A 25,792-nucleotide genomic window follows, 5' to 3' on the forward strand; every position below is an offset into this window, starting at 1 on the left:
TATGGGTTTACTTGTAATGATTGGGCTATTTTAGATGGAAGATTTGCTCTGTTTCGAGCGATGTCATCGCACGTACTTGACGCCAAATGTAATAAAAAATACCGAACATCATCAACATACTTGGGATGGCAATCATTGGGTAACTGTACAGCGTCATTTTCCCTAACTCTTCGTTAAAGGCAGCAGTACCAGAAGGGCTAGTCACAATCCAAGTCGCAAGGAAGTAGTTCATTGCAGATGAGAACGCAAAAGTACTTGCAAACAGGTAGTTAGAAGACATAAGGCAACGTTCGAACGCATCGGTTTTACCATTTTCTTTTAAACGTTGGTTAATCAACGCGAGATTCAACACTGTGTCATTCAGTACTAACTTCTGCATCAGTGGGTAGCGGGTAAACGTTGAGCCCAAAACCGCTAAACCGATCAGGCCAGGAATCAGGGCTTCTTTTAGTGCTAACCAGCGTATATCAAGCTCTAACAAGCCGATGCCACCAGTTAGTAGAACACTGATAAAGCCCAGAGCAGAAATAAAGTTAAATTTCTTGTTACGGACAAGGTCCATACCGCCATAAATGATAGGAAATAGCAAAGCGACAACCAGCGCCATTGCTGTCCCTAGATGCTCATCGCCACTAAACTTCATCAAAATGAAGGAAGGGATAAATACGTTGAAAAGGATTTCAAATAAGGGATTCGGCTTTTTCGCCGTCGTGTTACTCATAATGTTTTACTGACTCTACTCTATGTCGGCTGTTATTGTACTTTGACAAGAAGTGTTCATCTAGTCGCGCTTGATGTAAAGCGTTAAAGCGTCGAGTTGTGTAACGACTTATGAAATAGACCGGAGCATAGCCAGTTAGTTTACATGGTTGACTACTTTTTGTGTCTTAATGACTCTCCTTCTGTGCGATGATCTGATTACGCGCTCTGAATAATCGAGTCGCCACTGTGTTGTGGTTGAGCCTCAAGGCTTGGGCAATTTCATCATGATTCAACCCAGCCACTAAGCTCAAGAGCAACGGCTCTCGGTATTTGGGTTCGAGAATCATCATTTGTTTTTGAAGCCAATCTTGGGCCATGTCGTAGTCACTGCCAGGGTAGGTTTTTGTCTGTATTGCACACTCATCAATGTCGACAAAATCGTACTGTTTTCTATCAAAGCGCCGAGCATTCTCACGACGCAAAATAGTAATGAGCCAAGACTTCGCGGCGTTGGGGTCATTTAATTTATCAAAGAATCGCCACGCTTTCAGAAAGGTTTCTTGCGCTAAATCTTGAGCAAGGTGGTGATCTTTGCATAACCAATACGCGAGACGGTAGATCTCTTGGTATCGCTCTTTCGTCAGTGCTTCGTAACGTTTACGTTTTTCCATAGCATTAAGATAAAAAGTTTGGAGAGCACGTTGTGTCTGCCAGATGAACGACAACCCTTTTTATCGCTTTTACAGTGATAAAAAGGGTTGTTCGATTAGGAAGATAAATTCGAAGAGTTAACCTTCGAAATATCGAAGGGTGGCTCTGATTACTTTCTTACGCGCTTAAAATGGTTGGTTGGAAAAACGTGAGTACTGGATGGCATCTGCGACTTCCTGAGCTTTAGACTCTGAAGTCATAAGGTGAAGTAGCTTAAGAGCAGCTTGATAGCTAACTAGGCTACCGTTCGAAGTGATAACGCCATCATCAATGACAAAATTCTGGTCGACTTGTACTTTGACTGCAGGGTAATCTCTTTGAAAGCCGTTTTCACCTCCGGCCCAAGTTGTTGCTTTTTTGCCGTTTAAAAGGCCAGCTTCGGCTAACAAATACGCGCCAGAGCAATTACTTGCCATCCAATCTGCCGCCTTTGAGGTAGTTCTAATAAAGTGAATGAGATCTTTATTTTCGATTAGTGCATCCATGTCATAGCTGGATGTTAAAACCAATACGTCGAGTTCCGGCAGATCACCAATCCAAGCATCCACACCAATTTTTAATCCTTCTTCAGTGGTGATGGTTTTCTGATCGGAGACGGAAATGGTGAGCACGTCATAATCACTAAACCAAGTGAGACGACTTGCGACGCCAAAGACCTCTAAAGGCGCAGTAACATCAGAGGTCAGTACGCCATCGTAAACCAGAATACCAATTCGTTTATCTGCGGCATGTGCTGTTTGAAGCACCCCAAAGAATAGGACTAGTGTCGCTATCAATAGTTGTAGTGCATTCTTCAATCCGTTTTTACCCATGGTTTTTTCCTCGCTAACAGAGCATCAAGTTATTGAGGTCCATTATATTTAGGCTAATTAGTGATTGAAGAGCCACTTGGTCTTTACTAAAGTGAATAAAATTCATGAATAGAGTTCATTGGTTATATGGATAAGATACGGTCCCTACGATTTTTTATTGCCACTTTAGATGGCGGTAGTTTTGCTGCGGCTGCCAAAGTGTATGGCACTGACCCTTCGACCGTGAGTAAAGCCATACATCGTCTTGAAAGCGATTTGGGTATACAGCTTTTTCAACGTTCTACGCGACAGAGCCGCCTGACAGAAGCTGGTCGTAGGTACGCAAATACTGCTAGGTTTGTACTGGAGGAGCTGGCGGCATGTGAGGATTCATTAAAAAGTCACAATGATGCGCTTTCAGGGCAGCTTAAGATTAATGTGCCAGTCTCGTACGGTCGCCTCTATATTCGTCCTTTATTAAAAGAGTTTTGTCGCCGCTACCCTAACATCACTATCGATATTCATTACGATGACGCCTACGTTGATATTATTGAGCAAGGTATTGATGTGTCGATTCGCTCTGGTGTCGTTCACGATAGTCAATTGATTGTGCGTCAGCTCAGCCCTATCGATTTTATCATTTGTGCCAGTCAGGAGTACTTAGCGCGCCATGGTGTTCCGAGTGGCCCGGATGTATTCAATGACCATTCTTGGGTTCGTTTTCGTTTTAAACAAACGGGGAAACTGTTGCCGATTCGGATGCCAGAACCAGACGGTGCGAGTGAATATGACCCCGAAAGAAACTACATTGTAAATGATGGTGAATCCATGGCAGAGCTTTGCGCAGAAGGTTTAGGGTTAACTCAGATTCCTCACTTTATCGCGAGAGATTGGCTCAAAGCAGGGCGTTTAGTGCCGATATTTCCGAGCATGCGTCAAGCAGGAAATGGCGTGTATCTTCTCTATGCTAACCGGGAATATGTGCCTGCCCGAGTGAGGGTGTTCATCGATTTTATCACTCAAGCAATACAGGATATGGATGAAACGCCATTCCATACGTGGGCTGAAACGTTGCCGATTTACCAACCGAACCAAGGTGATTGAAAACTTCATGTGAGTCTTTGGTTAAAACACCCCAAGCCATATGGTGCTTTTATCGGTTTTTGTTAGGTTATTGTGCGTTATTATCGAAAAGCGCAGTTTGCTCTTCGTCACTCATAAAGGAAAGACAATGCCAACTAAGATCTTAGTGCCAGTTTTGGCTCTACTTCTCAGCGCATGTGGCGGCGACGGGGAGTCGTCAGCACCTGTAGAAAACGGCTCTCAAAACACAGGTTCCACATCGTCACAAGGTACATTTGCCGAGCAGATGCTCGCAGCGGTCAACAGTGCTCGCTCTACTACACAACAGTGTGGCGCAACCACCATGCCACCTGTTGGGACCCTGACTTGGAGCTACGATTTGGAAAGCGCCGCTTATCGACATTCAAGCGACATGGCGAACAGCGATTTCATGAGCCACACAGGCTCTGATGGCAGCAAGATGTCAGATCGAGTTAACGCAACGGGCTATGCTTGGAGCGCCATTGGTGAGAATGTCGCCGTAGGGCAAAGCACCATTAACGCCGTCGTTAATGCTTGGTTATCGAGTGAAGGTCACTGCCTTAATATCATGAGTGCGGATTTTGATCAGATGGGCGCGTCGCTTGTCGAAAATCACTCTGCACGTTACGGGTATTACTGGACTCAGGTTTTTGCCAAACAGCGCTAATGCGATAAAGAAGCCCGATAGATAAAAAATAAAACGCCAGCAGTCACTATCTGCTGGCGTTTTATTATTTACATCTCTTTTAGCTTGTCAGGTTACGAAGTTTTGGGTCATCCGCCAGGTATTCAACAAATTCAATCTCAAAACCTGCAGGGTCAACAAAATACACATTTTTGCGATATGGTTCATCAGCACCAGGTTGGGCAATCGGATAACCTGCATCGGTTAGTCTTTTGATGATTGCATCGACGTTGTTGGTCACATAAGCAAAATGCGCTAGCCCAACTTGGTGCCCGCTCAACTCGCGGTTTTCTCCTTCGCCATGGTCACTCATGGCTATGTATTGATACTCGTCGCCAAAATGTAGCCAGTTTCTTGGTTTGCCACTCCATTCGCCTTTACCTTCATCACGCACGTACCAATGTGGAAATGCAGTTTGGTAAAACTTCAGCATTTCAGGGATATCTTTCACGACTAAGTTAATATGTTCTAGTTGGATCATGATGTGCTCCTTTTTGTCATTTTCTAGCCAACGATGAATATGCTAATACCTCAAGTTAAGTTGAGGTAAAGGGCTTTTTTGATTTTATTTGTAGACGCCATTTATAAAGGTCAGGCAGCTGACACTGAAGAGTTGGCTCACACAGAAATCATTGAAACCTTGTGCAAGATTGGAAAGATGTTACATGATGGGGACTTCCAGTTAACCGTTTGATTTAAGTAAGCAAAAGATGAAAGTTTTTACACTTAATCATGATGTTGAGAATTTCCCTTTTTTACAAGAAACTCAACTAGAGATTTCTATACAATACTCGGATGGCGATTTGCGGGAGTTATGTGGTGAGCGTGTCGCTGATACTTGGATGATTATTGATTTGGAGTGGGTGAGTGATAACCACATGCTTACAACAAAACCTGATTTTGCAATCTGGCGTGCAGGCGAGTTTGCTTGTTCTGAGTCCGCATATAATCAAATAAACGAAGCTCTTGATTCCAGTTGTGAGTTTTTGCCATTACGCGTCGCTGGCGAGCGTTGGTATGCTATAAACATACTCAAAACTTGCGATGCCATTGATAAGGATCGCACTGTGTTAAATGTAAGAGCTAATGGTAAGCCAAGTCGTGTAAAGCGGTTTAAAAAATTAGTGTTGAGTAGTAAATCAATCAAATCCGGAGGCTTGTTCAGGATTGAAAATAACGGAAGCGGTGTTTACTGCAATGATGAATTAGGTGGTTTGTATGAAATTTACCATCGTTGTCAGCTAAAAGGCCTGATATTTGAAGCAGTAGAAACGAGTTAAAGCCCGCAATGTTTCACCCTAAGTGTATTTCGGCAGCTTTATTTTACGCTGTTATTTCTAGTAATAATTTGTTTCCCCCCCCCAAAAAAAAACAAAAAAGCCAGCAGTTAATACCTGCTGGCAAAGTCTTTGGGCTTCTAGGTTTTTTGATTTTATTTCTTGTTACTCATCGCTGTCACGGTGCCTCGATTGGTTTTCCGGGGAAGAAAACACAGCACCGTGCGCTTTGTGCTCAAGAAATTGGAGATTAACCTTGCTTACGGATTAGGTAGTCAAATGCGCCTAAGCTTGCTTTTGCACCTTCACCCATCGCAATGATGATCTGTTTGTAAGGAACGGTTGTTGCGTCACCTGCTGCGAACACACCTTCTAGGCTAGTATCGCCACGGCTGCCGACTTCGATTTCGCCGCGCTCAGATAGCGCTACTTCTGAATCTTTTAGCCATTCTGTGTTCGGTACTAGACCGATTTGAACAAAGATACCTGACAATTCAATCTCTTTGATTTCGTCTGTGTTGCGGTCTTTGTACTTCAAGCTTGTTACGCGAGTACCGTCGCCCACTACTTCTGTTGTTTGCGCCATCGTGATGATGTCTACGTTTGGTAGTGAGTTCGCTTTGTCGATAAGCACTTGGTCTGCACGAAGTACGTCTGCGAATTCAAGAACCGTTACGTGTTCTACGATACCAGCAAGGTCGATAGCTGCTTCGATGCCTGAGTTACCACCACCGATAACTGCAGTTTTCTTGCCTTTGAACAGTGGACCGTCACAGTGTGGGCAGTACGCGACACCTTTGTTACGGTACTCTTGCTCACCCGGAACGTTCATTTCACGCCAGCGTGCACCAGGGCTTAGGATGACACTCTTACTCTTCAGCGTTGCACCGCTTTCAAGTTGGATGTGAATCAAGCCATCTTCAGTGTGTGCTGCGCCCATTAGCTTCTCAGCTTGTTGCTCAGTCACGACGTCTACGTCGTATTCTTTTAGGTGTTCTGCTAGGTCTGTTGCCAGTTTTGGACCTTCAGTGCGTTTTACCGAAATGAAGTTCTCGATTGCCATGGTGTCCATAACCTGACCACCAAAACGCTTAGCAACAACGCCAGTACGAATACCTTTACGAGCAGCGTATAGTGCAGCTGCGCTACCACCAGGACCACCGCCGACAACAAGTACATCGTATGGGTCTTTTTCGCTCAGTGCTTTCGCGGCTTTCTCGCTCGCGCCGTCATCCACTTTGTTTAGGATTTCAGTCAGAGACATACGGCCTTGACCGAATAGCTCACCGTTCACGAATACGCTTGGTACGGCCATGATGTCGCGTTGTTTCACTTCATCTTGAAACAAACCACCGTCGATCATGGTTGCTTTTACTTTCGGGTTGATCGCCGCCATCATGTTGAACGCTTGAACCACGTCCGGACAGTTTTGACACGAAAGTGAAATGAAGATTTCTACGTCTAGATCTTTGTCTAGTGCTGCGATTTGCTCAATCACTTCTGGTTCTAGTTTGATTGGGTGACCGCCAGAATGAAGCAGTGCCAATACTAGAGAGGTAAATTCGTGACCCATTGGCAAGCCTGCAAAGCGTAGTGCTGTGCCTTTTGCTGGGTTAGTTACCGCCATCACTGGTTTACGTGCGCTTGCGTTGTCGTCACGTTCAACGGTGATTAGGTCGCTCATCTCTGCGATTTGGTTCGCTAGAGACAAAATGTCATTCGATGCTTTGCTTTCATCTAGACTAACCACTAAACGAACTTCTTCTTTTACATTAGCCAGATATTGTTTGAGTTGTTGTTGGATCGCTTGGTCTAACATAGTTGTTACTACCCTAAAAATATTAAAAGTGGTTACTGTAGATAAAACCTGAGGGGGAGAGAGCAAATCAGGCAGAAGGTCGTCAAGGTATCTAACCTGAAGTGCTCTCTAATTCAGTTCTAATCAGAAAAAGGAAATCGGAACTGATTAGAACTTAAATTTCAGTGGCTTAGATTTTGCCAACTAGGTCTAGTGATGGAGCTAGTGTCTCTTCACCTTCTTTCCATTTAGCTGGGCAAACTTCGCCTGGATGTGCTGCTACGTATTGAGCTGCTTTCACTTTGCGTAGTAGGTCTTCTGCGTCACGACCGATACCTTCAGCAGTGATTTCCATTGCTTGGATAGTACCTTCTGGGTCGATTAGGAACGTTGCACGGTCTGCAAGACCTTGACCTTCACGCATCACACCGAAGTTGTTTGTGATGTTGCCTGTTTGGTCGCCAAGCATGTAGTACTGAATCTTACCGATTGTGTCTGAGCTGTCGTGCCATGCTTTGTGAGTGAAGTGTGTGTCAGTTGATACTGAGTAAACTTCTACGCCACGTTTTTGTAGCTCTTCGTAGTGGTCTGCTAGGTCGCCCAGTTCTGTTGGACATACAAACGTAAAGTCTGCTGGGTAGAAGAAGAATACTGCCCATTTACCTAGAACGTCTTGTTCTGTTACTTCAACGAATTCGCCGTTTTTGTACGCTGTAGCTGCAAATGGTTTGATTTGAGTATTAATCATAATTTACTTTCCTTTGAATGTTTTAAGCTGAGCTGTTGTTGCTTTCGGAAAGTATATTCTCATCGGAGTGTGTTTAAGGAAAATCGCTTGTAACTATCCTATTGATAGCCATTTCCTATTTCACTTGATAGGGAAATCCGATGTAAGAGGGGTTCCTTTGATAGGTTTTATTGAAGATGAAGGCAGAGTAGCAATAGAGAATAGCGGTGATGACCTTAAGTGGATCGTCTGAATAAGATCGAAAGAGCCTGCATCTCGGCAGGCTCTTTCTAATAGGAAGTGGTGAAGCGGATGCTTCTATCTTGTTAGCTCAGATTGTCGAGCACTTTGCCACACAACTTCTTCAGCATGATCATTTCATCCAGCTCTAGGGTGATTTTACACATCATGGCGTTTGGCACCGACTTAGCTTGCTCTTTAAGGGCACGACCTTGCTCGGTTAGATTGAGTACGCGAACGCGCTCATCGGTTTCACTGCGACCACGCTCTACATAGCCTTTTGCTTCTAAACGTTTAAGCAGCGGTGTGAGTGTGCCTGAGTCCAAATGCAGTTGTGACCCCAATTCTTTCACACTGGCACCATCTTTCTCCCACAGCACCATCATCACTAAGTACTGCGAATAAGTCAGATCAAGCTCGTCCAGCAACGGGCGGTAAGCTCGGATCACTGCATTTGCTGCGCTGTAGAGCGGGAAGCAAACTTGGTTTTCAAGTAAGAGTTTATCGTCGTCGGTCATGGTGTTGTCGGTGTAACACTGGCTCATTGATGTTGCCTACCTGCTTACAGAGAAAGAGAGTTATAAAATAAATTGTGCACAATATAGTTGCAAACTATCTTTACTTCGATATAAGATTGCAAGCAATTAAATTGCGCACAACTTAAGTTAATAAGGACACTCGCATGACTACTCTATACAAAACTCAAGCTACCGCTTTGGCTGGTCGTAATGGTCAAGTAAAAACTGATGACGGTCTTCTCGATCTAGAGCTGTCATACCCGAAGGAAATGGGCGGCACAGGCGCAGCAACTAACCCAGAACAGCTTTTTGCGGCGGGCTATTCAGCGTGTTTTTCTAACGCGATTTTGCACGTAGCACGTGAAGGTAAAGTAAACCTGAAAAGCGCTCCTGTAACGGCAGAAGTGGGCATCGGTCCGAACGACAACGGCGGCTTTGCACTAACAGTGAGTCTAGCGGTAGAGCTAGACATGCCACAAGAACAAGCGCTAGAGCTAACGCGCATTGCACACCAAGTTTGCCCATATTCAAACGCAGTTCGTGGCAACATTGATGTGGCAGTAACGGTAAACGGCGAAGCAATTTAAGCGGTTCTTACCACGTTACAAAGACAAGAAAGCCTGCAAGTGCGCAGGCTTTGTTGATTGGTATGAGTCGAGAATACTTAACGCGACTCTAGCGGGTAAGAGCGGTAGCTCCGCATGCCGTAAGTACGCAGTGCATCGCGGTAGATACCAAGCAATTCGCCATCGCTGGCTTTGGCTAAGTCTTTCAGTGGCTTGTCTGGATAGCTCACTGTGTCAAAAGTGATGTCTTGCGGGCCAGTTTGCCAGCTTGCGATTTCAAACAAGGTTTGACCACGGCGCACGTGGCTCGCTGAGCTTATGATGGTCGCGTGTTTAATGTTATGACGCGCCAATGCGTAGCTGCTGAATAGGGCGTTGCCTACCGTGCTGGTGGCGTAGTTTTCTTCAATGATGCGATCTTTGCTGATGCCTTTTTCAATCAGCCAATCCGCCATTAATTTGCCTTCCGTTTTGTGGTTCTTCGGTACGCCTCCCGTTAATACGATCAACGCGTCTGGGTTTGCTTTTGCCATGGCTAGCGTGGTTTCCAAACGCTCAACCAAGATCTGGTGCATTGAACCATCTGGGTTCAGCGCGTATCCCAAAGTGACGATTGCGCCTTTGTCATCCAGTTTGCCTTTGTCGGCTTTTTCTTTCAGCGGCGTTGCAAGTACGCGGTCTACGGTGTCGAAGATGCGTTGGATGTCTGCGGCTTTACCTGCATTGAGCTTAGTGAGCGTCGCCATGTGTTTCGCTGATTCCGCTTGGTTGCCCTCAAAGCGTTGCCATACCGCTAAGTAAGCGTGCAAATCCACATCGTCTGGCGCAACAGAAAGGGCTTGTTCAAACAGTTCAATCGCGCGGTCTGCATTCTTGTTGTAGATCTGCGCGTTTGCTGCAGAAATCAGTAGGTCAGTACGGTACGGCTCAAGTTTGTAGGCTTCTAGTAAGCGGTCGGTAACAATCTCCATGTTGCTCGGCATTTTGGCGGTAAAACCCGCATGCGATATACGCGCAGGGGATTTGAATGCTTGTACCGCGTCGTTCAGTAGTTGGTCGACAACCTGACGTTTGGTGACGATCTGTGAGTAGTCGGCGGAAGATTGGACGGCAGCATCGTTAGCTGCGATAGAGTATGGGCCAGCAGTCAGCGCAATCACGCTACCAAGAGCAATGGCAAGTAAGTTCTTCTTCATGGAATGTCCTAGAGGTGCTGTAGTACCTAGTTTTTATAGTGCCTAGCGTTGTAGGTCGAATGGGGTCGATGGGATTTTTTCAGTCTAGGTTCGCTTCATGAATAATCTGTGAAATGAATCCCAACTCAGCCGAGCGAATGAACGCGCGTGGTCAAAACGCGAAGTAGGATCACGAAAATATTGAGGTATTCGTTCGTGTTCTAAGTAATTGGATTAAAAGATAAACAGCGTTTGGAAGAACGAATTTAAGCAACCAGAGTAAGAAATGACAAAGCCTGCAACGATGCAGGCTTTTGGTTTATTTGATGGCAGTGCAGAAGCTAACGTCTGCATGGTGCGTTTGTGGGTCGAAGCTGTGGTAAAGCTCAAAGCAAGGGCGGTCGTCGTTCTCAATACCGGATTCAATCACTTTGCTCATGACATCATCCCACGCTTTTGAGTATTGGCTCGGGTCAGTAATGTGTTGGCGCATCACCGCATATTGACCGCCGGGGAAGTCTTGCAGCTCAATGCCTTTCGGAACTTCGGTATCTTCCGGCACCATTAGACAGATGTCAGTACGGCACTTCTCGTCTGGCGTGATTTCTGGGTTGTCATGGTAGATGAAGATGCAGGTATTGCCTGCCAAACCTTTCATTCCTGCCCATTGATACAAGCGACCTGATGGCTCTTCATAGCCTTGGCCGTAAGGGCCGTTTACACGAATGTAAGCCAGTTTTGCTTTTTCAAAGTTCTGCGTTTCCATTGTCGTGCTCCATTTGGTGAGTTCAGAGCCAGTATATGAATCGCTTGGTGTTACTTCGTTTCCATTCTTGCGCAACGTGTGTCCAATCTTGCTGTTTCGTGCTAATTCAGAAAACTGCTGGTAGTTTTCGCAGTCACGAAAGGCCGTAGGTGTAACGCCATAATGTTGCTTGAAGGTTTTGGCTAAGCTCTGTGAGCTAGAAAATCCGTACTCTAGGGCAATGTTCAATACCGGTTGTTTGGATTTGAATAAGTCATCGGCGGCGGCTTCTAGACGTAAACGTCGAATGAAGTCAGCCAGTGTTTCGCCTTGCACGGCTTTGAAGGTGCGATGAAAGTGATAAGGGGAAAGGTTCGCCAGCGCGGCCACTTCTGGCAGGTTGAGTGGTTCATTAAAGTGTTGTTCTAAATAACGAATCACAGGAACCAGTCGTTGGTGGTAGTCGACGCGCATCGGGGGATTTCCTTGTTCTGTTCAGCTTGTATTCTCTGCTCAAAGCCTACCGCAATCCAACAAGCTTGCAAGGGAGCAGGGTGAGAAATGCGTGGCGAGATGAGCGTCAATCAGTCACACTCAACGAGCAGATGTTTAAGCAAAAACGTTGCGCTCATTATCTTTACTAATCGCTAGGACAATCATGATAGCTTGGAAACACACTCTGCCAGAGTACGAATGGCTCATTCATCAAGTTTGGTACTTGGAAGTGCCAGAGGGTGAAGTCATTGATCCCAAGCCGCACCTTATTCCAAACCCGCGTGCTCATTTACTCTTTACGCCACCAGAGCAAGGCTACAGCTACGACACGGGAGACACTAAGCTTGCTGGCAAAGGCTGCCACTTATTAATGGCTAACGAACATTTGCTGTTGTTGGAAGATGTGGCTCCCATCAAGCGTATCGGCATCACTTTTCGCCCTGAGGGTTTGTATGCCATTGAGTCACTTTTTAGTGATGCATCCCAAGTTAGTGCAATTAACCAATGCGAATGGTTTGAGTGGCTTAACGTGGCGTTTGATGAGCGCTTTCAACTGGGTCTATGGCAGTTAGAGTTGCAAGATTCACCACAATGTTTGCTGGACTATATCAAGGGACATTTAGATGCGTTAGATATCGAACCTTGTCGTACCAAACCGTTTTTGGCATCGCAAAAAGCGGTGTCCGTGATGGATGCTCAAGCGTTACGCTCACCTGAGTTAGCGATGGATATTGATGAGATAGCCAAACAGTGCGCTTGTTCTCGCAGAACGCTTGAGCGCAGTTTCAAGCAAGTGGTGGGGTTGAGCGTCAAGCAATACCAACAAATGGCACGTCTGGAGCAGATGATATTGACGCTCTACAAGCAACAAGAGGCGATTGATTGGGCGAGCTTCTCACAGCAATTTGGTTTCAGTGACCAATCGCATTTGATTCGTACCCTCAAACAGCAGCTAAGAAAAACGCCAAGCAAATACTTGAAAAAGCGTGACTTAACCATCGATATCTATGGCGATTTTGAGTCGTAATACATTGCTAATCAGCCCGAAAGTTGTCGCAAAAATCCAATTTTTCTCTTATCCGCTGGGCTACTATTTTCAGCAGATAACGAGGTAACACATGTCATATCAAAAACTAAAACAAGGCGAAGCCATCCCATTTAACGAATCGTTGACTATCCAGCTGATTCAAGGCTCTGATCTACAAGATATTATCGAGATGCTGAACGACGATAAGGTCAATCAATATCTGTTCTTCGCACCTGCTGACAACAGCCTATATGAAGGCTTCTTTGGCCCTATTATTGAAAATACGGCACAAGCGATCAAAGACGGTGTTTGGCCAGACAGTCCAACGTTCGTGATTCGTGACCAGCAAGGTCAGTACATGGGAATGTGTGCGGTGACCGCAGTGATGTTCTTAACTGGCAACTACGAAGTGGGTTATCAGTTACCTACTTGCGCATGGGGCAAAGGCGTTGCGACTCGCGCTTGCCAAATGATGACCGAGATTGGATTTACTGAGCTAAACGCCCATAAAGTCAGTGCGGATTGCTACGCTTCTAATGCTGGTTCTTACAAAACGTTAGAGAAAAATGGTTTTACTCAAGAAGGCCGTCAGAAAGACTACTACAAACGAGAGCAAGGCTTTGACGACAAGCTGTACTACGGCATGACAGCAGAGCAATTCGCGTCTTTAAATCGCTAATAATTAGCCAACAAAAAAGGCCGTTAACCCACATGCTCGGGTTAACGGCCTTTTCTATATTCAGCGCTAAATGGCTAACACTTAGTTGCCTTGGTTTTGGCTTTGAAGCTTCTCTTTTGCTTCTTCAACCTTTGAGAAATCCAATCCCAACTCGTCTACGGCTTCTTTGATTAGCGCAGGGTTTTGCATCACTTGCGCCATCAGCATTTGTAGCTTGTCTTGTGGCAAACCTAGTTGGCTGATGGTTGCCATTGCTGCGAGCGGGTTTTGCGTCAGAGTCTGGAAGATTTCGTTGATCTGTTCATCGCTGATGTTGTTCTCTTTCAGCAAGGCGATAATTGGGTTCATCATATTTCCTTTCAATCAGTGTATGACTTGGTTGCCAGTATTTGTTCTAGCAGAATAATTGGGGCTCCCGCGCAATATTTCAATACCCTGTTAGCTCCATGTAACCAGTCCCGGAATGAGAGCCATCAATACGCACTGGACCTTCCCAATAAGGCACAGAAAGTGGCATTTTCGCATTCGGGTTGAGTGCAGAAACCATAAGTTCGATTTGCTGGTTGGGAATCGACACTTGCCACTCGGTTGGATACTTTCGCCCTTGGATTTCGGTTTGCTTGGTTGCCTCTAACTGAATGTCTTTTTGTGGGATAGCAAGGCCGGAACCATCTTGCTGCATCAGCCTTGCGCTGGAGTAGCTGGCTGCTCCAGTTTTGGAATCACGCAATTGGAACACCACCAAGCTGGTTTCGCCACTCAATCTTAAGGCAAACCAGTCCCAGCCTTGTTGTGAGTCGAGTAAGAATTGCGAGCTCCACTCTCGGTCTATCCAACCTTTGCCGGATACTTGATGGTTTTTGCCGTCGATAGTGACCTCACCGGAGACTTCAATAAACGGTTGGCTGTAGTAATACGAAGCCACCTGACCATCGGCACTTTTGGTGCTGTAACCTTGCTCGCCTTGCTTTTGATAAGGTGCGCTGCTGGTCAGTTTTAGTGAGTAGCCAAACTGCTCTGAATTGGCATTTAGCGTGGCAGGGAAGAGGTCGTTGGTTGAAGAGGTCCACTGCCAATCATCGAGGTAAACACGAAATGGAGAGCTATCGACGCCGGCTAAGGACGCTTGAGCGCGTGACCATTTTTCATCTGCATAGTGTTTGTCGGTTGTCGTGACTGCGCTGTGCGCCATGTAGATTTGCTGAGTTTGCCACTCGGTTTTCTTCACGTCATCTTCGCCCGTTGGCGGCGCAGCAGCAAAGCGAAATTGTGTCCATTGAACGCCAAGTGGGTTGCCTTCTTCATCAATTAAGTTAGCGGTTAAGTACCACCATTCATGACGAAAGTTTGGGTGCGCTTGATGATCGGTAGGAAAGGTGAGTTCAACCCCTTTTTCTACGGGTGTGAATAGGTTGCTTTCGCTTTGCATATCTCCACTGCCCAGCAACGTGCCCATATTTTGCGTGCCCATATTTTTTTGTTGGGCATCTTCACAACCGAGTGGGAATAAGCTGCTTATGAGTAGAGTAAGTTTGCTTGCCAATCGAACCATCACAAGACCTCGCTTTGCAAACTGGAGACGACAGGCTTACTGACCAATCGCCACAGCGGAATCAAGGTTGCGATCACTGCCACCAAGATGGTGATTGCCGCAATGCTCAGCGCATCACTCCAATTCCACAGATAATTTAAGCTCCAACCAAAAGCTCGTAAGGTGACGATGTCTGTCAGTACATAACCCACCATCGCACCGAGGGGCAGGGCAATAACCAGCGTAAAACTGACCAAAGCGACGATCTGCCCGACCACCATGGTCATTAATTTACGACGGCTGACGCCAAGTGCATACAGCCTTGCAATGGCGGCTTTGCGCGCGTCGAGCAACATAAAACAAGCACTGAACAAACCAATCACCGCGACCATCAACGTCACGCCGTTGAGTGCGCGTGTAATGGCGAAGGTCTGCGAGAAAATATCCAACGCGATGGATTTGATTTGCGCCTGATCGTAGAGCTGACTTGGATGCAGATTCAATTGCTCGCGCAGTTGCTCGTATACGATTTGTGGGTCTCCTGATACTTTAATGCCAAGGCTTGTTGGCAGGTCGGTAAAGCCGCTCTCTTGCCATAATTTGGGTGCCAATAACACTTCACCGTTGGGTGAGCCGTAATCGTGGAATACCGCACCCACAAGCAGGTTCTTATTTGGAACGGCATCAAGCGTGAGCGCGCTACCCAGTGATAAACCCAGTTTGACCGCGGTTGGTTCACTGATAGCGACCAACTCACCTTGGTAAAAGCGTGACCAGAAGTTCTCCAAATGCGATTTGAACACCATGGTTTGTTCTAAGGTGTCTTTGTCTTTGGTACCAAGCAAAATCGGTAAGCCTTGCAGGTTATCGTCGACGTAGTATTGCTTGTGGACGGTCTCAACATTATTGAACTGCCCTAACGCGCGCTCTACATCAGCGATTTCTCCTTGGGCAGGGCTGACGTAAATATCGGCGTGTAGCCTTTGTTCTAACCACTGTTTTAAGGTGGATTCAAAACTGCCCACTAGCGTATTCATCCCCATATTGGCTGTAACGGCGAGTAGCAGTGCCATCATGGCGAGAGAAAGCGGAGAAATCAGCTCGCGCAACTCAGCAAAAAGATACTGCATCAAACCGGAATTGGTGCGTTTTTCACACCAATTGGCTAAGACGCTGAGTGTTTTGGGTAGATATAAAGGAATCGACACCACAAGCACGCCGAGCCACGCCATGGTGAAGCGGTGATGCTCACTCAACCATAACCCTGCGAGTGCGAGAGCCGTCAACGAAGCACCTATCACGAACAATTGGTTTTCGTTAGAGGCTTCCGGCGCTTGATAAAATCCGCCATGAGAGGAAAGCGGCTGGCGCACTCGCTGTTTAAAGTGCTGCCAACATGCCAATAGGGTGGCGGCTAACGTGAGCAGCAATGCTTGCGCCCACCATTGCCACTGCCAAGTGCCGGGCAGCAGTGTTGCGCCGTAAAGTTGTTCTAAAGTCAGTGCTACGGTCGGGTGCAGCCAATGGCTGAGCTGTATGCCCAACACAAAACCGAGGGAAGCGCCGATGGTAACGAGAAGAGTGAGCTCAACTAACAGCGCAGAGAACACAATGCTCGGCGCAACACCCGCTTGTTGAATTTGCACTAACAGCCGATTGCGTTTCAGCAAGCTGTACTTTACGCCGTTGTAAGCGATGAACAGCCCGACTAAAAACGCGAGTAAGCTCATTGCGGTGAGGTTGAGGTGAAAGCTGTCGGTCAGCGAACCAAGGTCTGTACTTTGGTTATTGGAAATCCATTGCCCTTGATCGCTAATCAGCTTCTGCCAATTTGCCTGCGTGTCTTTATCCCCTTTATCACCCGAATGGAAAACTGCAATGTAACTGAGCTGCCCTTGTTTATTGAGCAGTTGCTGGGCAAAGCCAATGTCCATCAACATTCGGCTACCTAACTGCCATTCGTCTGGTAGCACCACCACTTGGGTTGGAATGTCATCCAGAGTTAGGGTTTCTACTTCCCCTAAGTTTTGATGTTGAGATTGGCTCATCATCACGATCGGCTTACCGGCCAAAAGCTCAGGTAAAGGTAAAGCACTGTCGAACAAAGACACGTTTTGTTGGTTTTCTGACGAATAGCGCGAACGTGAGGAAATTGCGGCAATCAACTCACTACCTTGCACTGACCAGCGACGCCCTTGTTCGTCTCTCACTCGCCCTTCGATTACAGGTAGTGCTGCACTGAGCCCGTTTTGTCTAAGGGTGAAATAAAGAGACTCGGGCAGATAGTTTTGCCCTGCTGGTGGAATAATTAAGTTCTGAGCTTGTGCGCTAAGCTGCTCGGTAGATTCCGCATAACTTCGTTTGGCATTGAGGTTGATGGCTTGCACCGCAACGAATAAGGTCACAGCCAACACGATACCGATCAGAATCGCGGCGGCTTGCAGTGGCGCCTGCCGATAGTGCGCTGCAAACAGATTCAGGGCGAGTCGAGTATGAGTGAATCTGTTGTTTGATGGCTTAGTTTGCTTCATGGTGAAGCTCATGTTTGTTTACTTGATGGCTGTTCTGTAGCTGACTGTTATCCAATCGCAGCCGTGCTTTCATAAATTCAGCGCATTCATGGCTGTGGGTCACCAAGAGCACGGCGGTATTGCCTTGGGTGGTGATTTCACTGAGTAGTTTCATCACTTCTAACCCTGCTTTTTGGTCAAGGTTACCTGTGGGTTCATCAGCAAGTAGCAGTTTAGGTTTGTGTGCTAAGGCGCGCGCAATAGCGACTCGTTGTTGTTGACCACCGGAAAGGGTAGAAACATGTCTATCGAGCAGTTGGCTGATGCCCAGAGTCTCGACCAAATAATCGCACCAGTCGTTCCATTTCTGCTGATTCAAATGCAGAGGGAAGGCGATGTTTTGCTGCACGTTGAGCGGCGTTAATAGATTGAATTGCTGGAAGATAACACCGAGTTTTTGGTGTCGAAATTGGCTCCATTGTGGGTCTTTCCAAGCCGCTGTGTTATCGCCATCTAACCACAACTCACCTTCGGAAAGTGGCTCAAAGCCAGCGATGACATTGAGTAAAGTACTTTTGCCGCTACCACTTGCGCCCGTTAGCGCAACACTCGCTCCTGTGTTCAACGTGAAGTCGACGCCTTCTAACACGCGATGTGTTTCTTTGCCATCAACAAAGCTTTTGCTGGCGTGTTTGAGTGTGACAAGTGGGCTTTCCATTTCCTCTCCCTGTATTCAAAAGGTGTCGTTTCTTTTGGCAATCACTATTGCAGTTAGTTCTCTAGAAACTTTAGACAACAATTAGATAAAAACAGCGATTTACATCGAGTTTAAGGTCTGTTGACCTTTCGAGCTGATTTTTGCAGCGAATTGTTGGGTATTTGTGCAAGGCAGAAGCTTTGATGTGTAGTTAGCCTACATGAAAAAGCTGATAACGCAGGAGAAATGACCAACAAACGCTGCCCAAAGGGTTCGGCTAAAATCGTTCTATGCCTTGTTAAGGAGTATTTACTTAGGATGCTAGGCTACACACTCCTTGCCTCGCCTAAAACGATTTTACCTCGAACAAAACTTAATCTCGAAAGATAAACAGACCCTACTTTGTACTGAAAAGAAGAGGGAAGAGATTAAATGAGGAAGGGATATGACAGGCATTAAAAAAGCCCGAGTCAGACTCGAGCTTTCAAAGATATTAAGCGTGGTCAGCTTACACGTAGTACGCTTCAACTTCGCCTTTAAGCTTGATTAGCATTGGGTTACCGAAACGGTCTTTTGCTTTAGGAGAAGCAATTTTTACCCAACCTTCGCTGATGCAGTATTCTTCTACGTCAGTACGCTCTTGGCCGTTGATACGAATACCGATTTGGTGCTCGAAGCATTCTTTGATGAAGAATGGGCTACGTGGGTTACCCGCTAGGCGATCTGGTAGAGCTGGTTTAGCTGTATCTGTCATTTTGTGTGACCTAAATTCCGTAAAAAGTGCGCTATTGTAGTCAGTGCACTGTGTGTGTTCAAGATATGTTGAGAGTGGATGCGTTGTTTAACTTTCAAGTACCGCCTACAACCCTTTCAAATACTGCGCGTTGGCTGTTGGTTGAATCATGTCATTCAGCGTTTGGACGGCTTGTTCACTGTGATCTTCAAGTAGAGCTAAGAACGCGTCAATCAACTCAGGTTTGCTTGCTGAGACTTTCGTTTCTGTCTGGATATCACGCAGATCGATCAACACATCGGTAAACAATTGCGGCAGATCGTGCAGCACTTGCAGGTTTAAGACGTTGTGCTCGCTGTAGATTGAATTGTGGCTGCCTTTTTGTTTTTGTACCACGTAAGGATTGTCTTTTAAGTTGATGATAGACGTACGTTTATCACAGCGTTTCAAACAACCTTTGTTGACCTTAATCTTGCGGCATCCTTCGGTTTGTTGGAACAAACATTGGCGGCTCGTGAGTAGAGTATTTGGATGATAAATGCTGTAGAAGCAGCGCATGTTTTTCGGGCGCTTTATATGGCGCATCTGCTTCATATTCAGCTCATTAGAAACAAACGCGCCACTTGCCGCGAACTCGTCTTGAAGGCATTTAAACGCGTATGAGTTCACCGTGTTCAGTTGTGGGCCTGCCACCCAGCCTAAGCCGAGCTCTTTTGCGATCATGCCGACACCTGAGTTGTTGGTGATCAACAACTCAGGTTGGATGGTTTCCAAAAATACGCGCGCGGCGTGGTAGTCTTCGCCAATCAAAATGGCTGGGAACCAAGGTTTGAGCATTGGGTTGGCTTGGAACAATTCAATCATCGCGCTCAGTTCACCAGACAATCCCATTGGCAATTGATAGTAAACATCAACGTCGTGGTATTCGCACAGCATGGCTTCTTGTGCTGACGAGATCAGAACCGATAATTTTGGCGCACCTTGGCGAGGTTCTGGTTGAGGTAACGTTGGCAGAGTTGGCACATCAATCGACCCTTTCAAGCTGCTGCCGGATACTTGTGTTGAAGTGACATCGAACGACTTAGTTTGCTCTGCCACTTTCTCAATGATCGCGGTTTTGTCATCGTAGAGTTTCTTTTTCACCGCTTGTACATCATCAGCAGACTGGCATTGGTAAACCTTCGAAAAATGCTTTACAGCATGGTCGCGCGGGTTGTCGATGTACATCGCCTTGCCGAAATCACCTTGCAAAAATGCGTTGGAGAAATCACGGTTGAACACTGTGTATAACTCTGTGGTGTCTTCAGAGAGTTCCAAACCCTCGCACAAGCGATCAATCTGTTTACGCCAGTTATCGACCACGGTGTACACGTAGTGGGATTTCTTAATGCGGCCTTCCACTTTCAACGAATACACACCCGCATCAGCAAGCGCTTCCAAGTCCCCAAAGGCGGAGTTGTCTTTCATATTGAGTGGGTAGTTGTTGCCTGTTTTGGTCGTTTCGTACTGTTCGCGACAAGGTTGGCTACAGCGTCCACGGTTACCTGATGCGCCATTGCGAGCGGAACTGATGTAGCAAATTCCGGAGAATCCGATGCAGTATGAGCCGTGGACAAACACTTCCATCATTACGTTGTGCTCGCGACCAAATTGCGCCAGATGTTTTATCTCACTGATGTTAAGTTCGCGAGATAAGTTTACTCGGCTTGCGGTGAGCTGGTTGAGAAAGAGGATTTGGCCTTCGTTATGCGTGTTCAGTTGCGTTGAAGCGTGCACATCCAAATCGGGAAAGTGATGTTTGAGAATGTAGGCCAGACCGAGATCTTGTACGATCACGCCATCGATTTTGGTGGTGTTCAGTTGGCTGAGCAAGCGAACAATCGCTGGAATTTCACTTTCTAAAATCAGCACATTCAACGTTAGGAAAATCTTACAGCTGTGCTGATGGGCCAACGTTAACACGCCATTTAAGTTATCTAAAGTGAGGTTGGTCGCTCGGTTACGAGCATTGAAGCGGTCGAGCCCACAGTAAATTGCATCGGCGCCAGCGGCAATGGCGGCTTTGATGGAATCTAAATCACCACCGGGTGCTAATAACTCAAATTGATCGCGTGTCACTACTTTTCTCTTTCTTACTAAAATAGGCTGCAAATGTTACGTATTTCACGCTTTTGATGCTCAGCTAGTTAACGCTTTATTAATCTGAATCAATTAATCCGTGTTACACGGTCGACTCTTGAGTGGGTAGAGTGCAATTCGCGATAGCGGAATTTGACTTCTATAGTTTTCCTACACTTGGTTTTTCTATATCTAGTTTTCGACTCAGAGAGAGGAAGGGACGACAAATGAAAAAAGTAATCATTGGGTTGGTCGTGGCGTTGACGTCATTGAGTGCATTGGCTGGGGAGGGTGTGGTAACCGTTGCGAGCACGCATTCAGCAAAAAATACGGCGGATAAATTTGTCGCTATCGCGCAAGAAAAAGGGTTGAACGTCTTTGCGCGCATTAACCATCAAGAGAATGCCACGAAAGTCGATATGACGTTGCGACCAACCGAAGTTATCGTGTTTGGAAACCCTAAAGTAGGCACGCCACTGATGATCTGTGCGCAGGAAGTGGCGCTCGATTTACCCCAAAAAGTGTTGGTGTATGAAGATGCTGAAGGCAAAACGTGGTTAGCTTACAACGATCCGATGTATTTAAAACAGCGCCATCATATTGAAGGCTGCGACGAGGTATTGAACAAAATCAGCGGCGTGCTGGGCAATTTAACCAACGCGGCGGCGAAGTAGGGTGCAGTATTAGGGCTGCTTGTTATGTTGAAGAATAAAAAAGCCCCAATGATTGGGGCTTGAATGAAGCGAAGTATGCCGTTTAGAAATAGTGGAAGATCGGCGGTTCATGCATCAAGAAGTTTTGATGGGAAATGTTCCACGCATAGGCGCCCGCTAAGGTAAACACAACGTAATCACCAATATCGACGTGGGCGACGTGCTGATTGCGTGCCAGCACATCTTTGGGCGTACAAAGCTGGCCGACAAAGGTCGCTTGTGCATGCTGAATTGGGTGAGAAATCTCATGGTGTTGCTCGCTTTTCAGGATGACGAATGGATGGTCATGACTCTGCGCTGCTGGCGTGCGGAAGTGGTGAGTTCCCCCGCGTGCGATGACAAAGTTTTCGCCAAGATTTTGCTTAATATCCAGTACTTCCATCACGTAATAACCGCATGCCGCCGTGATGAAACGTCCGCATTCAAAACGCAGTGTCCAATCTTGCACTTGCTCTTTAGCGATGAGGAATTCCAACTTGTCGCAAAACTCCATCCACGGAAAGTGTTGCTCAGGGTTTTGGTAGTTGATGCCCATGCCGCCGCCCAAGTTGATCATCAGCTCACCGAGTTCAAACTCTTGTTGCCACGTTTTCACGACTTGGAAATAGCGCTGCATTAACGCTAAGTGACGTTCAACATCAAGCTGATGCGACATCAAGTGAAAATGGAAACCTTTCAGTGACACTTGCGGGAAATCGCGCAGCAACATTAAAGCATTACTCAGTTCGGACTCGTCCAAACCAAAAGGAGTTGGCTTGCCGCCCATCGCCAACTTGCTGAGCGTGATGTCGCCAATATCAATGTTCATACGCAAAAAGATCGAAGCAGGGCGGTTGAGGTGCTCGGTTAGTGCTCCAATGCGTTGTAGCTCGGTGAGGCTTTCGACATGAATTGCATCAACATCAAGCTCAATCGCTTTTTGCAATTCACTTGGCATTTTTCCTGGGCCACCGAAGATCAATGGCTTATCGAGTTGCTGCTGGTGGAGGTGTGTCAACTCCCCGCCAGACGCCGCTTCAAAACCATCGACATACGGCGCGAGCGTTTTGAGAATCGGGCCCGATGGATTGGCTTTGGCTGCGTAAAATAGCTCGACATTTTTCGGCAAAACGTGACGCAGTTGTTTGATGTGTTCTTCTAAGGCGTTTAGGTCATACACGTACGCGCACAAGGGGTGATTTTGCTGCTGTGCGAGCGTGTGAACTTGCTGGCTAACGTGTGTCGGTAGGGAGAGTGAATTAGACATGTTGCGCTCCTTTTTCGTGTTGCTGCCAAGGCGCGGCGACTTGGGTATAGCCCGACTCCTTATCGGCTTTTTGCATCAAACGCGTGGTGAAATTATTTTTGCTTGGGAAGTGACCGCCATTCAGCAACGCTTCTAGTTCCGGCTGTTTTCCATTCACTGATTGCCAACGCACAATGGCACTTTGCACCGCATTCCACAGCGTTTGCTCTAGTGGCTCATCACCTTCTGCGATGAAGAAAATCGCTTCGCTGATGTTGTTGATAAAGGTGCAGTATCCGATGCGATTCCAGCCTTGTTCGCGACTGTAGTAAACCGATTGTCGCGCGCGTTCAGACAAATCAGTTAATGTTTCTGCTGGCCAGAACTCTGGCAGTAATTTAGTGCCTTCCAAATCACGAATCCAAACACAACACGGCATCTCTTGCTCAAAGCCAATCAAGGTGTTTTGCAAATGCGGCTCAAACGCCACCCCGTGTTTGAAGTAGTAATTAAACACGCCCGGAATTAGGCAATGCAAATAGCGTTCAAACCACAGTGTCGCGATGTCGGAATAGCGATTTTGCGTAGTACGCGCTTTGTTTTTAAGGCGTTGAACAATGCAACTGTTGCCGTTTTTGTCGTAAGCAAACAGAGCGCCAGCGAGGGTTGGTTTTAAGATATCGACTTCGCTCAGCGAGAAATTTTCGCGATACAAAATCCCAAACGATTCGCGCGCTTTGGTGTTGTCATCCCAATTGCGCTCAGCGACACTTTCTAGATTCAACGTGGTGGCGTAAGGCTCCGTCATCACTTTAAATACGGGGTTGTGCAGCTGTTCGTTTTCTCGAATCGGTTTGAGAATCGACGTGAGCTGCACGGCGCTGTCGAGTTCGTACCACGCGTTTTTGCGCACGCAATTGGTTAATCGTACGTTGATGGAGAATTTCGCAAACCAGTCCATGTCTGGGTGGTAGAGGGTACGAACTGAAGAGGTCGGCTGCATCTTTTCACCACCTAAACCCAGTGGCGTGATCTTGCCTTGCTCAATGGCACGCTTCACGCTTGGGTTGCTCAAAATGGTGTAGCTTTCCCAAGGATGGCAAGGGTAGAGGGTCTTCTCATTGCTGGCGGTGTGTTGTGGCGCGAGCTGTTGTAGCATGCGCTGCGCAGGGTTAGCTTCTCCGTCTGAATTCAGCACATCAAGTAAGGACGTATCGACTTCAAACCAGTACAACGGGACTTGCGCGCCGACTTCTGGAGAAAACGCCAAGAGATCATCCATGGTGACGCCCGAACGACTTTTCGGGGTCGGATGGAAAGTATGCCCCCAAATCAGAGACTGTTCCGAAGCGATAAACTCGTTGTGATGCGATTTGGGCGCGACGTTGAGAAACTGCTCGGTAACCAGCACGCTATTTTCCAGTTGTTCGATCAGCTCATGGTTAAACGGGATCGCCAACACCTGCTTGAGATAGTTAAGCAAAAGCGTAAGAGTTTGCGTGGCATCCAATTTCGCCCAACCAGATCCCGGCATTTTCGCCCATGGCAGTTCTGCCAATTTGATTTTGCCCAGTTTGCTCGCGTAGTGAATCGGCAAAACCAGCACGCCATTTTGTTGAGAAAGATAAACGGCTACCCGCTGCTTGGCGGAATAGTTGCGTTTTAACGTTTGGGGTAGCGATGTCGATTGGTAGTGCCATTCCACTTGTTGATTCGGTAGCGCAAATTCACGTAAGTAACAATTAAGAACACCCATTATCGTGTTGAGTTGGGCTTTCTCACGGTTGAGCTGCACCTCATGTGCGCGCAACTCGCTAGTCTGAGAGGATTGAGTTTGTAACATGTTGATTTCCAAATTTTGAGTGGAGAACCAGCGCGATTAAGGTGATTACGCTGACTATCGCAGAAAGTAGGAAAGGAACCTCAAGTAGCCCCAAGCTAGAAATGAAAGAAGCGCAAAATCCCGCTGCCACGCCACCCCATTTGGACATGGCATCAAAGCGAGAAAATACTTTGCCACTGAGTTTGCGATCCAGATTGCTCGCAAGATGCTGATGCAATCCGTGATAACAACACACCATCGCGATGCCGAAGATAATTCTCGCAGCAATGAGTGCGGTTTCGGACGCAATCAAATGCAAGGCAGAGCTCACGGCAAGCAATGCAAACCCAAGCCATAACGTGCGCAGCGGTTGATGGCGATTCAACCCATCTGACAACACGTGAATTTTTCCTGCCAGCAACAGATAGACGCCATGCGGCAGTGCGTACAAAAAACCGATCCATGCGTGGTTAGTGATGCCATATTGCTGCACAAACGGCGAGAAGTAAGGAAAGGTCACCACCATAGAAAACGCAAACCCGAATTGAGCAAAGAAGATCCAACGAATGGCATGCATTGCGTTTTTCTGTGCAACCGGTTTTTCTTGCTGAGGTTCTGAGTTTGGCTTTTCGAGGTTTTGGTCGGCGGGTTTATCCGCTGGCAGTGTTAGCGTGATGCCCATAGCAATTAAAGGCAAAACGCATAACCACAGGTACGCGTTGAGCGGGTTGGTCTCTGACAAGCTCCAGCCGAGCCCAATGGGCGCAACGATCAGCGCCAAGCGAGCAGATAGTTGGGTTTTATTGAGTGACTTGCCGAGTGTTTTGGCTTCTTTAATTTGACTAGATAAGTAGCTGTTCGAGGCGGCCATGGTGCCGCCAAAGGTTCCTTGAACAATAAGACCAAACACAAACATGGCGAGGTTGTCTGCCAAGCCGCACAGCGCAAACCCTGCTGCAAGGCCAAGTTGCGCACGCAAGAGTGAGAGGCGGCGACCGTAGCGATCGGCAAAGTTGCCCCAAAATCGCGCCGCCAACGCAGTACAAAACGTAGGTAGGATAAACAATACCCCTGCCCAGTCCGCATCAATGCTTGCGCCTAACGTTGGCAACACGACGGGTAGAAATAGCGGCATACCTAACGCGGCAAACGCAGCGATAAAGTGGCACAACAACACACTGTAGATGAGTTTGGTCATAATCG

The 25,792-nt window shown here is 46.9% G+C and carries 26 protein-coding genes; 8 read left to right on the forward strand and 18 right to left on the reverse strand.

All coding sequences use genetic code 11. From position 1 onward, the window contains the following. Positions 1–25 precede the first annotated feature (25 nt). The 3 genes from R7Q41_RS00750 to R7Q41_RS00760 form a co-directional block, all read right to left on the reverse strand. Positions 26–721, reverse strand: a complete 696-nt coding sequence (locus R7Q41_RS00750) for a VC0807 family protein (protein ID WP_318144301.1) — start codon at positions 719–721, stop codon at positions 26–28. A gap of 166 nt (positions 722–887) precedes the next feature. Continuing rightward, entirely contained in the window at positions 888–1,418 is a 531-nt protein-coding gene (locus R7Q41_RS00755; RefSeq protein ID WP_254901941.1) for a sigma-70 family RNA polymerase sigma factor, read from the reverse strand. Between the two features lie 120 nt (positions 1,419–1,538). Continuing rightward, positions 1,539–2,225: a DJ-1/PfpI family protein gene (locus R7Q41_RS00760; protein WP_053350144.1), complete on the reverse strand. Its 687-nt coding sequence runs from the start codon at positions 2,223–2,225 to the stop codon at positions 1,539–1,541. A gap of 126 nt (positions 2,226–2,351) precedes the next feature. Here R7Q41_RS00760 and R7Q41_RS00765 point away from each other — a divergent pair, with 126 nt between their 5' ends. After that, positions 2,352–3,308, forward strand: a complete 957-nt coding sequence (locus R7Q41_RS00765; RefSeq protein ID WP_138939510.1) for a LysR family transcriptional regulator — start codon at positions 2,352–2,354, stop codon at positions 3,306–3,308. 127 nt (positions 3,309–3,435) lie between these two features. After that, on the forward strand, positions 3,436–3,975 hold the full coding sequence (locus R7Q41_RS00770; protein WP_169628474.1) for a CAP domain-containing protein: 540 nt from the start codon (positions 3,436–3,438) through the stop codon (positions 3,973–3,975). A gap of 79 nt (positions 3,976–4,054) precedes the next feature. Here R7Q41_RS00770 and R7Q41_RS00775 read toward each other — a convergent pair whose 3' ends face one another. Further along, positions 4,055–4,474: a VOC family protein gene (locus R7Q41_RS00775; RefSeq protein WP_005374615.1), complete on the reverse strand. Its 420-nt coding sequence runs from the start codon at positions 4,472–4,474 to the stop codon at positions 4,055–4,057. A gap of 229 nt (positions 4,475–4,703) precedes the next feature. Here R7Q41_RS00775 and R7Q41_RS00780 point away from each other — a divergent pair, with 229 nt between their 5' ends. Further along, positions 4,704–5,273, forward strand: coding sequence for an imm11 family protein (locus R7Q41_RS00780; RefSeq protein ID WP_053350147.1), 570 nt, complete (start codon positions 4,704–4,706; stop codon positions 5,271–5,273). 8 nt (positions 5,274–5,281) lie between these two features. Further along, positions 5,282–5,524, forward strand: a complete 243-nt coding sequence (locus R7Q41_RS00785; RefSeq protein ID WP_318144302.1) for a hypothetical protein — start codon at positions 5,282–5,284, stop codon at positions 5,522–5,524. On the opposite strand, the gene ahpF is transcribed toward R7Q41_RS00785, so the two are convergent. The 3 genes from ahpF to R7Q41_RS00800 form a co-directional block, all read right to left on the reverse strand. Next, positions 5,521–7,089, reverse strand: a complete 1,569-nt coding sequence (gene ahpF, locus R7Q41_RS00790; protein WP_005374617.1) for an alkyl hydroperoxide reductase subunit F — start codon at positions 7,087–7,089, stop codon at positions 5,521–5,523. The genes R7Q41_RS00785 and ahpF overlap by 4 nt on opposite strands. Positions 7,090–7,258: 169 nt before the next feature. Further along, the gene (gene ahpC / locus R7Q41_RS00795) at positions 7,259–7,816 is read right to left on the reverse strand and encodes an alkyl hydroperoxide reductase subunit C (RefSeq protein WP_005374632.1); all 558 of its coding nucleotides are present in this window, start codon (positions 7,814–7,816) and stop codon (positions 7,259–7,261) included. A 305-nt stretch (positions 7,817–8,121) separates the two neighbouring features. Further along, a complete protein-coding gene (locus R7Q41_RS00800; RefSeq protein WP_045484297.1) occupies positions 8,122–8,580 on the reverse strand; it encodes a MarR family winged helix-turn-helix transcriptional regulator in 459 nt (152 codons plus the stop codon). 137 nt (positions 8,581–8,717) lie between these two features. Between R7Q41_RS00800 and R7Q41_RS00805 the strand changes: the two genes are divergently transcribed. Continuing rightward, positions 8,718–9,140 carry an organic hydroperoxide resistance protein gene (locus R7Q41_RS00805; protein WP_005374640.1) on the forward strand — a complete coding sequence of 141 codons (423 nt, stop codon included), beginning with the start codon at positions 8,718–8,720 and terminating at the stop codon, positions 9,138–9,140. Between the two features lie 77 nt (positions 9,141–9,217). Here R7Q41_RS00805 and R7Q41_RS00810 read toward each other — a convergent pair whose 3' ends face one another. Beyond that, complete coding sequence (locus tag R7Q41_RS00810; RefSeq protein WP_318144303.1) at positions 9,218–10,315, reverse strand: ElyC/SanA/YdcF family protein; 1,098 nt, start codon at positions 10,313–10,315, stop codon at positions 9,218–9,220. Positions 10,316–10,613: 298 nt separating this feature from the next. Beyond that, positions 10,614–11,513, reverse strand: a complete 900-nt coding sequence (locus tag R7Q41_RS00815; RefSeq protein ID WP_318144304.1) for an AraC family transcriptional regulator — start codon at positions 11,511–11,513, stop codon at positions 10,614–10,616. A 184-nt stretch (positions 11,514–11,697) separates the two neighbouring features. Here R7Q41_RS00815 and R7Q41_RS00820 point away from each other — a divergent pair, with 184 nt between their 5' ends. Both R7Q41_RS00820 and R7Q41_RS00825 read left to right on the forward strand, forming a co-directional pair. Next, complete coding sequence (locus R7Q41_RS00820; protein WP_318144305.1) at positions 11,698–12,561, forward strand: helix-turn-helix transcriptional regulator; 864 nt, start codon at positions 11,698–11,700, stop codon at positions 12,559–12,561. Between the two features lie 91 nt (positions 12,562–12,652). Further along, positions 12,653–13,240: a GNAT family N-acetyltransferase gene (locus R7Q41_RS00825; RefSeq protein WP_061035109.1), complete on the forward strand. Its 588-nt coding sequence runs from the start codon at positions 12,653–12,655 to the stop codon at positions 13,238–13,240. 81 nt (positions 13,241–13,321) lie between these two features. Here R7Q41_RS00825 and R7Q41_RS00830 read toward each other — a convergent pair whose 3' ends face one another. The 6 genes from R7Q41_RS00830 to R7Q41_RS00855 all read right to left on the reverse strand — a co-directional run bounded on the left by R7Q41_RS00830 (position 13,322) and on the right by R7Q41_RS00855 (position 20,829). After that, on the reverse strand, positions 13,322–13,588 hold the full coding sequence (locus R7Q41_RS00830) for a DUF2999 family protein (RefSeq protein WP_004746427.1): 267 nt from the start codon (positions 13,586–13,588) through the stop codon (positions 13,322–13,324). Between the two features lie 79 nt (positions 13,589–13,667). Beyond that, entirely contained in the window at positions 13,668–14,792 is a 1,125-nt protein-coding gene (locus tag R7Q41_RS00835) for a lipocalin-like domain-containing protein (RefSeq protein ID WP_318144306.1), read from the reverse strand. Further along, positions 14,792–17,302, reverse strand: coding sequence for an ABC transporter permease (locus tag R7Q41_RS00840; RefSeq protein ID WP_318144307.1), 2,511 nt, complete (start codon positions 17,300–17,302; stop codon positions 14,792–14,794). Before R7Q41_RS00840 ends, R7Q41_RS00835 begins: the two co-directional genes overlap by 1 nt. Beyond that, positions 17,289–17,999, reverse strand: a complete 711-nt coding sequence (locus R7Q41_RS00845) for an ABC transporter ATP-binding protein (protein WP_130545675.1) — start codon at positions 17,997–17,999, stop codon at positions 17,289–17,291. The genes R7Q41_RS00840 and R7Q41_RS00845 overlap by 14 nt, the downstream gene beginning before the upstream one ends. A gap of 487 nt (positions 18,000–18,486) precedes the next feature. Next, complete coding sequence (locus R7Q41_RS00850; protein WP_005374689.1) at positions 18,487–18,732, reverse strand: DUF3297 family protein; 246 nt, start codon at positions 18,730–18,732, stop codon at positions 18,487–18,489. A 105-nt stretch (positions 18,733–18,837) separates the two neighbouring features. Next, a complete protein-coding gene (locus R7Q41_RS00855) occupies positions 18,838–20,829 on the reverse strand; it encodes a U32 family peptidase (protein ID WP_318144308.1) in 1,992 nt (663 codons plus the stop codon). A 227-nt stretch (positions 20,830–21,056) separates the two neighbouring features. Here R7Q41_RS00855 and R7Q41_RS00860 point away from each other — a divergent pair, with 227 nt between their 5' ends. Continuing rightward, positions 21,057–21,503: a DUF302 domain-containing protein gene (locus R7Q41_RS00860; RefSeq protein ID WP_029796349.1), complete on the forward strand. Its 447-nt coding sequence runs from the start codon at positions 21,057–21,059 to the stop codon at positions 21,501–21,503. Between the two features lie 82 nt (positions 21,504–21,585). On the opposite strand, the gene R7Q41_RS00865 is transcribed toward R7Q41_RS00860, so the two are convergent. Genes R7Q41_RS00865 through R7Q41_RS00875 form a run of 3 tightly spaced genes read right to left on the reverse strand, consistent with a single transcriptional unit; the run spans position 21,586 to position 25,787 of the window. Continuing rightward, positions 21,586–22,788: a type III PLP-dependent enzyme gene (locus R7Q41_RS00865; RefSeq protein ID WP_318108592.1), complete on the reverse strand. Its 1,203-nt coding sequence runs from the start codon at positions 22,786–22,788 to the stop codon at positions 21,586–21,588. Beyond that, positions 22,781–24,610 (reverse strand): IucA/IucC family protein, encoded by a 1,830-nt coding sequence (locus tag R7Q41_RS00870; RefSeq protein WP_318108594.1) that lies wholly within the window; start codon positions 24,608–24,610, stop codon positions 22,781–22,783. Before R7Q41_RS00870 ends, R7Q41_RS00865 begins: the two co-directional genes overlap by 8 nt. Beyond that, the gene (locus tag R7Q41_RS00875; protein ID WP_005374702.1) at positions 24,582–25,787 is read right to left on the reverse strand and encodes an MFS transporter; all 1,206 of its coding nucleotides are present in this window, start codon (positions 25,785–25,787) and stop codon (positions 24,582–24,584) included. Before R7Q41_RS00875 ends, R7Q41_RS00870 begins: the two co-directional genes overlap by 29 nt. Between the last annotated feature and the right edge of the window lie 5 nt (positions 25,788–25,792).

It is taken from the genome of Vibrio sp. 2096 (assembly GCF_033339595.1).
In the GTDB taxonomy this organism is placed as follows: Bacteria; Pseudomonadota; Gammaproteobacteria; order Enterobacterales; family Vibrionaceae; genus Vibrio; species Vibrio alginolyticus.

Excerpts from the sequence above, each read along its gene's own strand:
- R7Q41_RS00780 (WP_053350147.1), top strand. The coding sequence starts at position 4,704 with ATGAAAGTTTTTACACTTAATCATGATGTTGAGAATTTCCCTTTTTTA.
- R7Q41_RS00765 (WP_138939510.1), top strand. The coding sequence starts at position 2,352 with ATGGATAAGATACGGTCCCTACGATTTTTTATTGCCACTTTAGATGGC.
- ahpC (WP_005374632.1), bottom strand. The coding sequence starts at position 7,816 with ATGATTAATACTCAAATCAAACCATTTGCAGCTACAGCGTACAAAAAC.
- R7Q41_RS00830 (WP_004746427.1), bottom strand. The coding sequence starts at position 13,588 with ATGAACCCAATTATCGCCTTGCTGAAAGAGAACAACATCAGCGATGAA.
- R7Q41_RS00815 (WP_318144304.1), bottom strand. The coding sequence starts at position 11,513 with ATGCGCGTCGACTACCACCAACGACTGGTTCCTGTGATTCGTTATTTA.
- R7Q41_RS00750 (WP_318144301.1), bottom strand. The coding sequence starts at position 721 with ATGAGTAACACGACGGCGAAAAAGCCGAATCCCTTATTTGAAATCCTT.
- R7Q41_RS00860 (WP_029796349.1), top strand. The coding sequence starts at position 21,057 with ATGAAAAAAGTAATCATTGGGTTGGTCGTGGCGTTGACGTCATTGAGT.
- R7Q41_RS00850 (WP_005374689.1), bottom strand. The coding sequence starts at position 18,732 with ATGACAGATACAGCTAAACCAGCTCTACCAGATCGCCTAGCGGGTAAC.
- R7Q41_RS00825 (WP_061035109.1), top strand. The coding sequence starts at position 12,653 with ATGTCATATCAAAAACTAAAACAAGGCGAAGCCATCCCATTTAACGAA.
- R7Q41_RS00810 (WP_318144303.1), bottom strand. The coding sequence starts at position 10,315 with ATGAAGAAGAACTTACTTGCCATTGCTCTTGGTAGCGTGATTGCGCTG.
- R7Q41_RS00800 (WP_045484297.1), bottom strand. The coding sequence starts at position 8,580 with ATGAGCCAGTGTTACACCGACAACACCATGACCGACGACGATAAACTC.
- R7Q41_RS00870 (WP_318108594.1), bottom strand. The coding sequence starts at position 24,610 with ATGTTACAAACTCAATCCTCTCAGACTAGCGAGTTGCGCGCACATGAG.
- R7Q41_RS00785 (WP_318144302.1), top strand. The coding sequence starts at position 5,282 with ATGTTTCACCCTAAGTGTATTTCGGCAGCTTTATTTTACGCTGTTATT.
- R7Q41_RS00805 (WP_005374640.1), top strand. The coding sequence starts at position 8,718 with ATGACTACTCTATACAAAACTCAAGCTACCGCTTTGGCTGGTCGTAAT.
- R7Q41_RS00760 (WP_053350144.1), bottom strand. The coding sequence starts at position 2,225 with ATGGGTAAAAACGGATTGAAGAATGCACTACAACTATTGATAGCGACA.
- R7Q41_RS00875 (WP_005374702.1), bottom strand. The coding sequence starts at position 25,787 with ATGACCAAACTCATCTACAGTGTGTTGTTGTGCCACTTTATCGCTGCG.
- R7Q41_RS00775 (WP_005374615.1), bottom strand. The coding sequence starts at position 4,474 with ATGATCCAACTAGAACATATTAACTTAGTCGTGAAAGATATCCCTGAA.
- R7Q41_RS00835 (WP_318144306.1), bottom strand. The coding sequence starts at position 14,792 with ATGGTTCGATTGGCAAGCAAACTTACTCTACTCATAAGCAGCTTATTC.
- R7Q41_RS00845 (WP_130545675.1), bottom strand. The coding sequence starts at position 17,999 with ATGGAAAGCCCACTTGTCACACTCAAACACGCCAGCAAAAGCTTTGTT.
- R7Q41_RS00865 (WP_318108592.1), bottom strand. The coding sequence starts at position 22,788 with ATGTCTAATTCACTCTCCCTACCGACACACGTTAGCCAGCAAGTTCAC.
- R7Q41_RS00840 (WP_318144307.1), bottom strand. The coding sequence starts at position 17,302 with ATGAAGCAAACTAAGCCATCAAACAACAGATTCACTCATACTCGACTC.
- R7Q41_RS00770 (WP_169628474.1), top strand. The coding sequence starts at position 3,436 with ATGCCAACTAAGATCTTAGTGCCAGTTTTGGCTCTACTTCTCAGCGCA.
- R7Q41_RS00820 (WP_318144305.1), top strand. The coding sequence starts at position 11,698 with ATGATAGCTTGGAAACACACTCTGCCAGAGTACGAATGGCTCATTCAT.
- ahpF (WP_005374617.1), bottom strand. The coding sequence starts at position 7,089 with ATGTTAGACCAAGCGATCCAACAACAACTCAAACAATATCTGGCTAAT.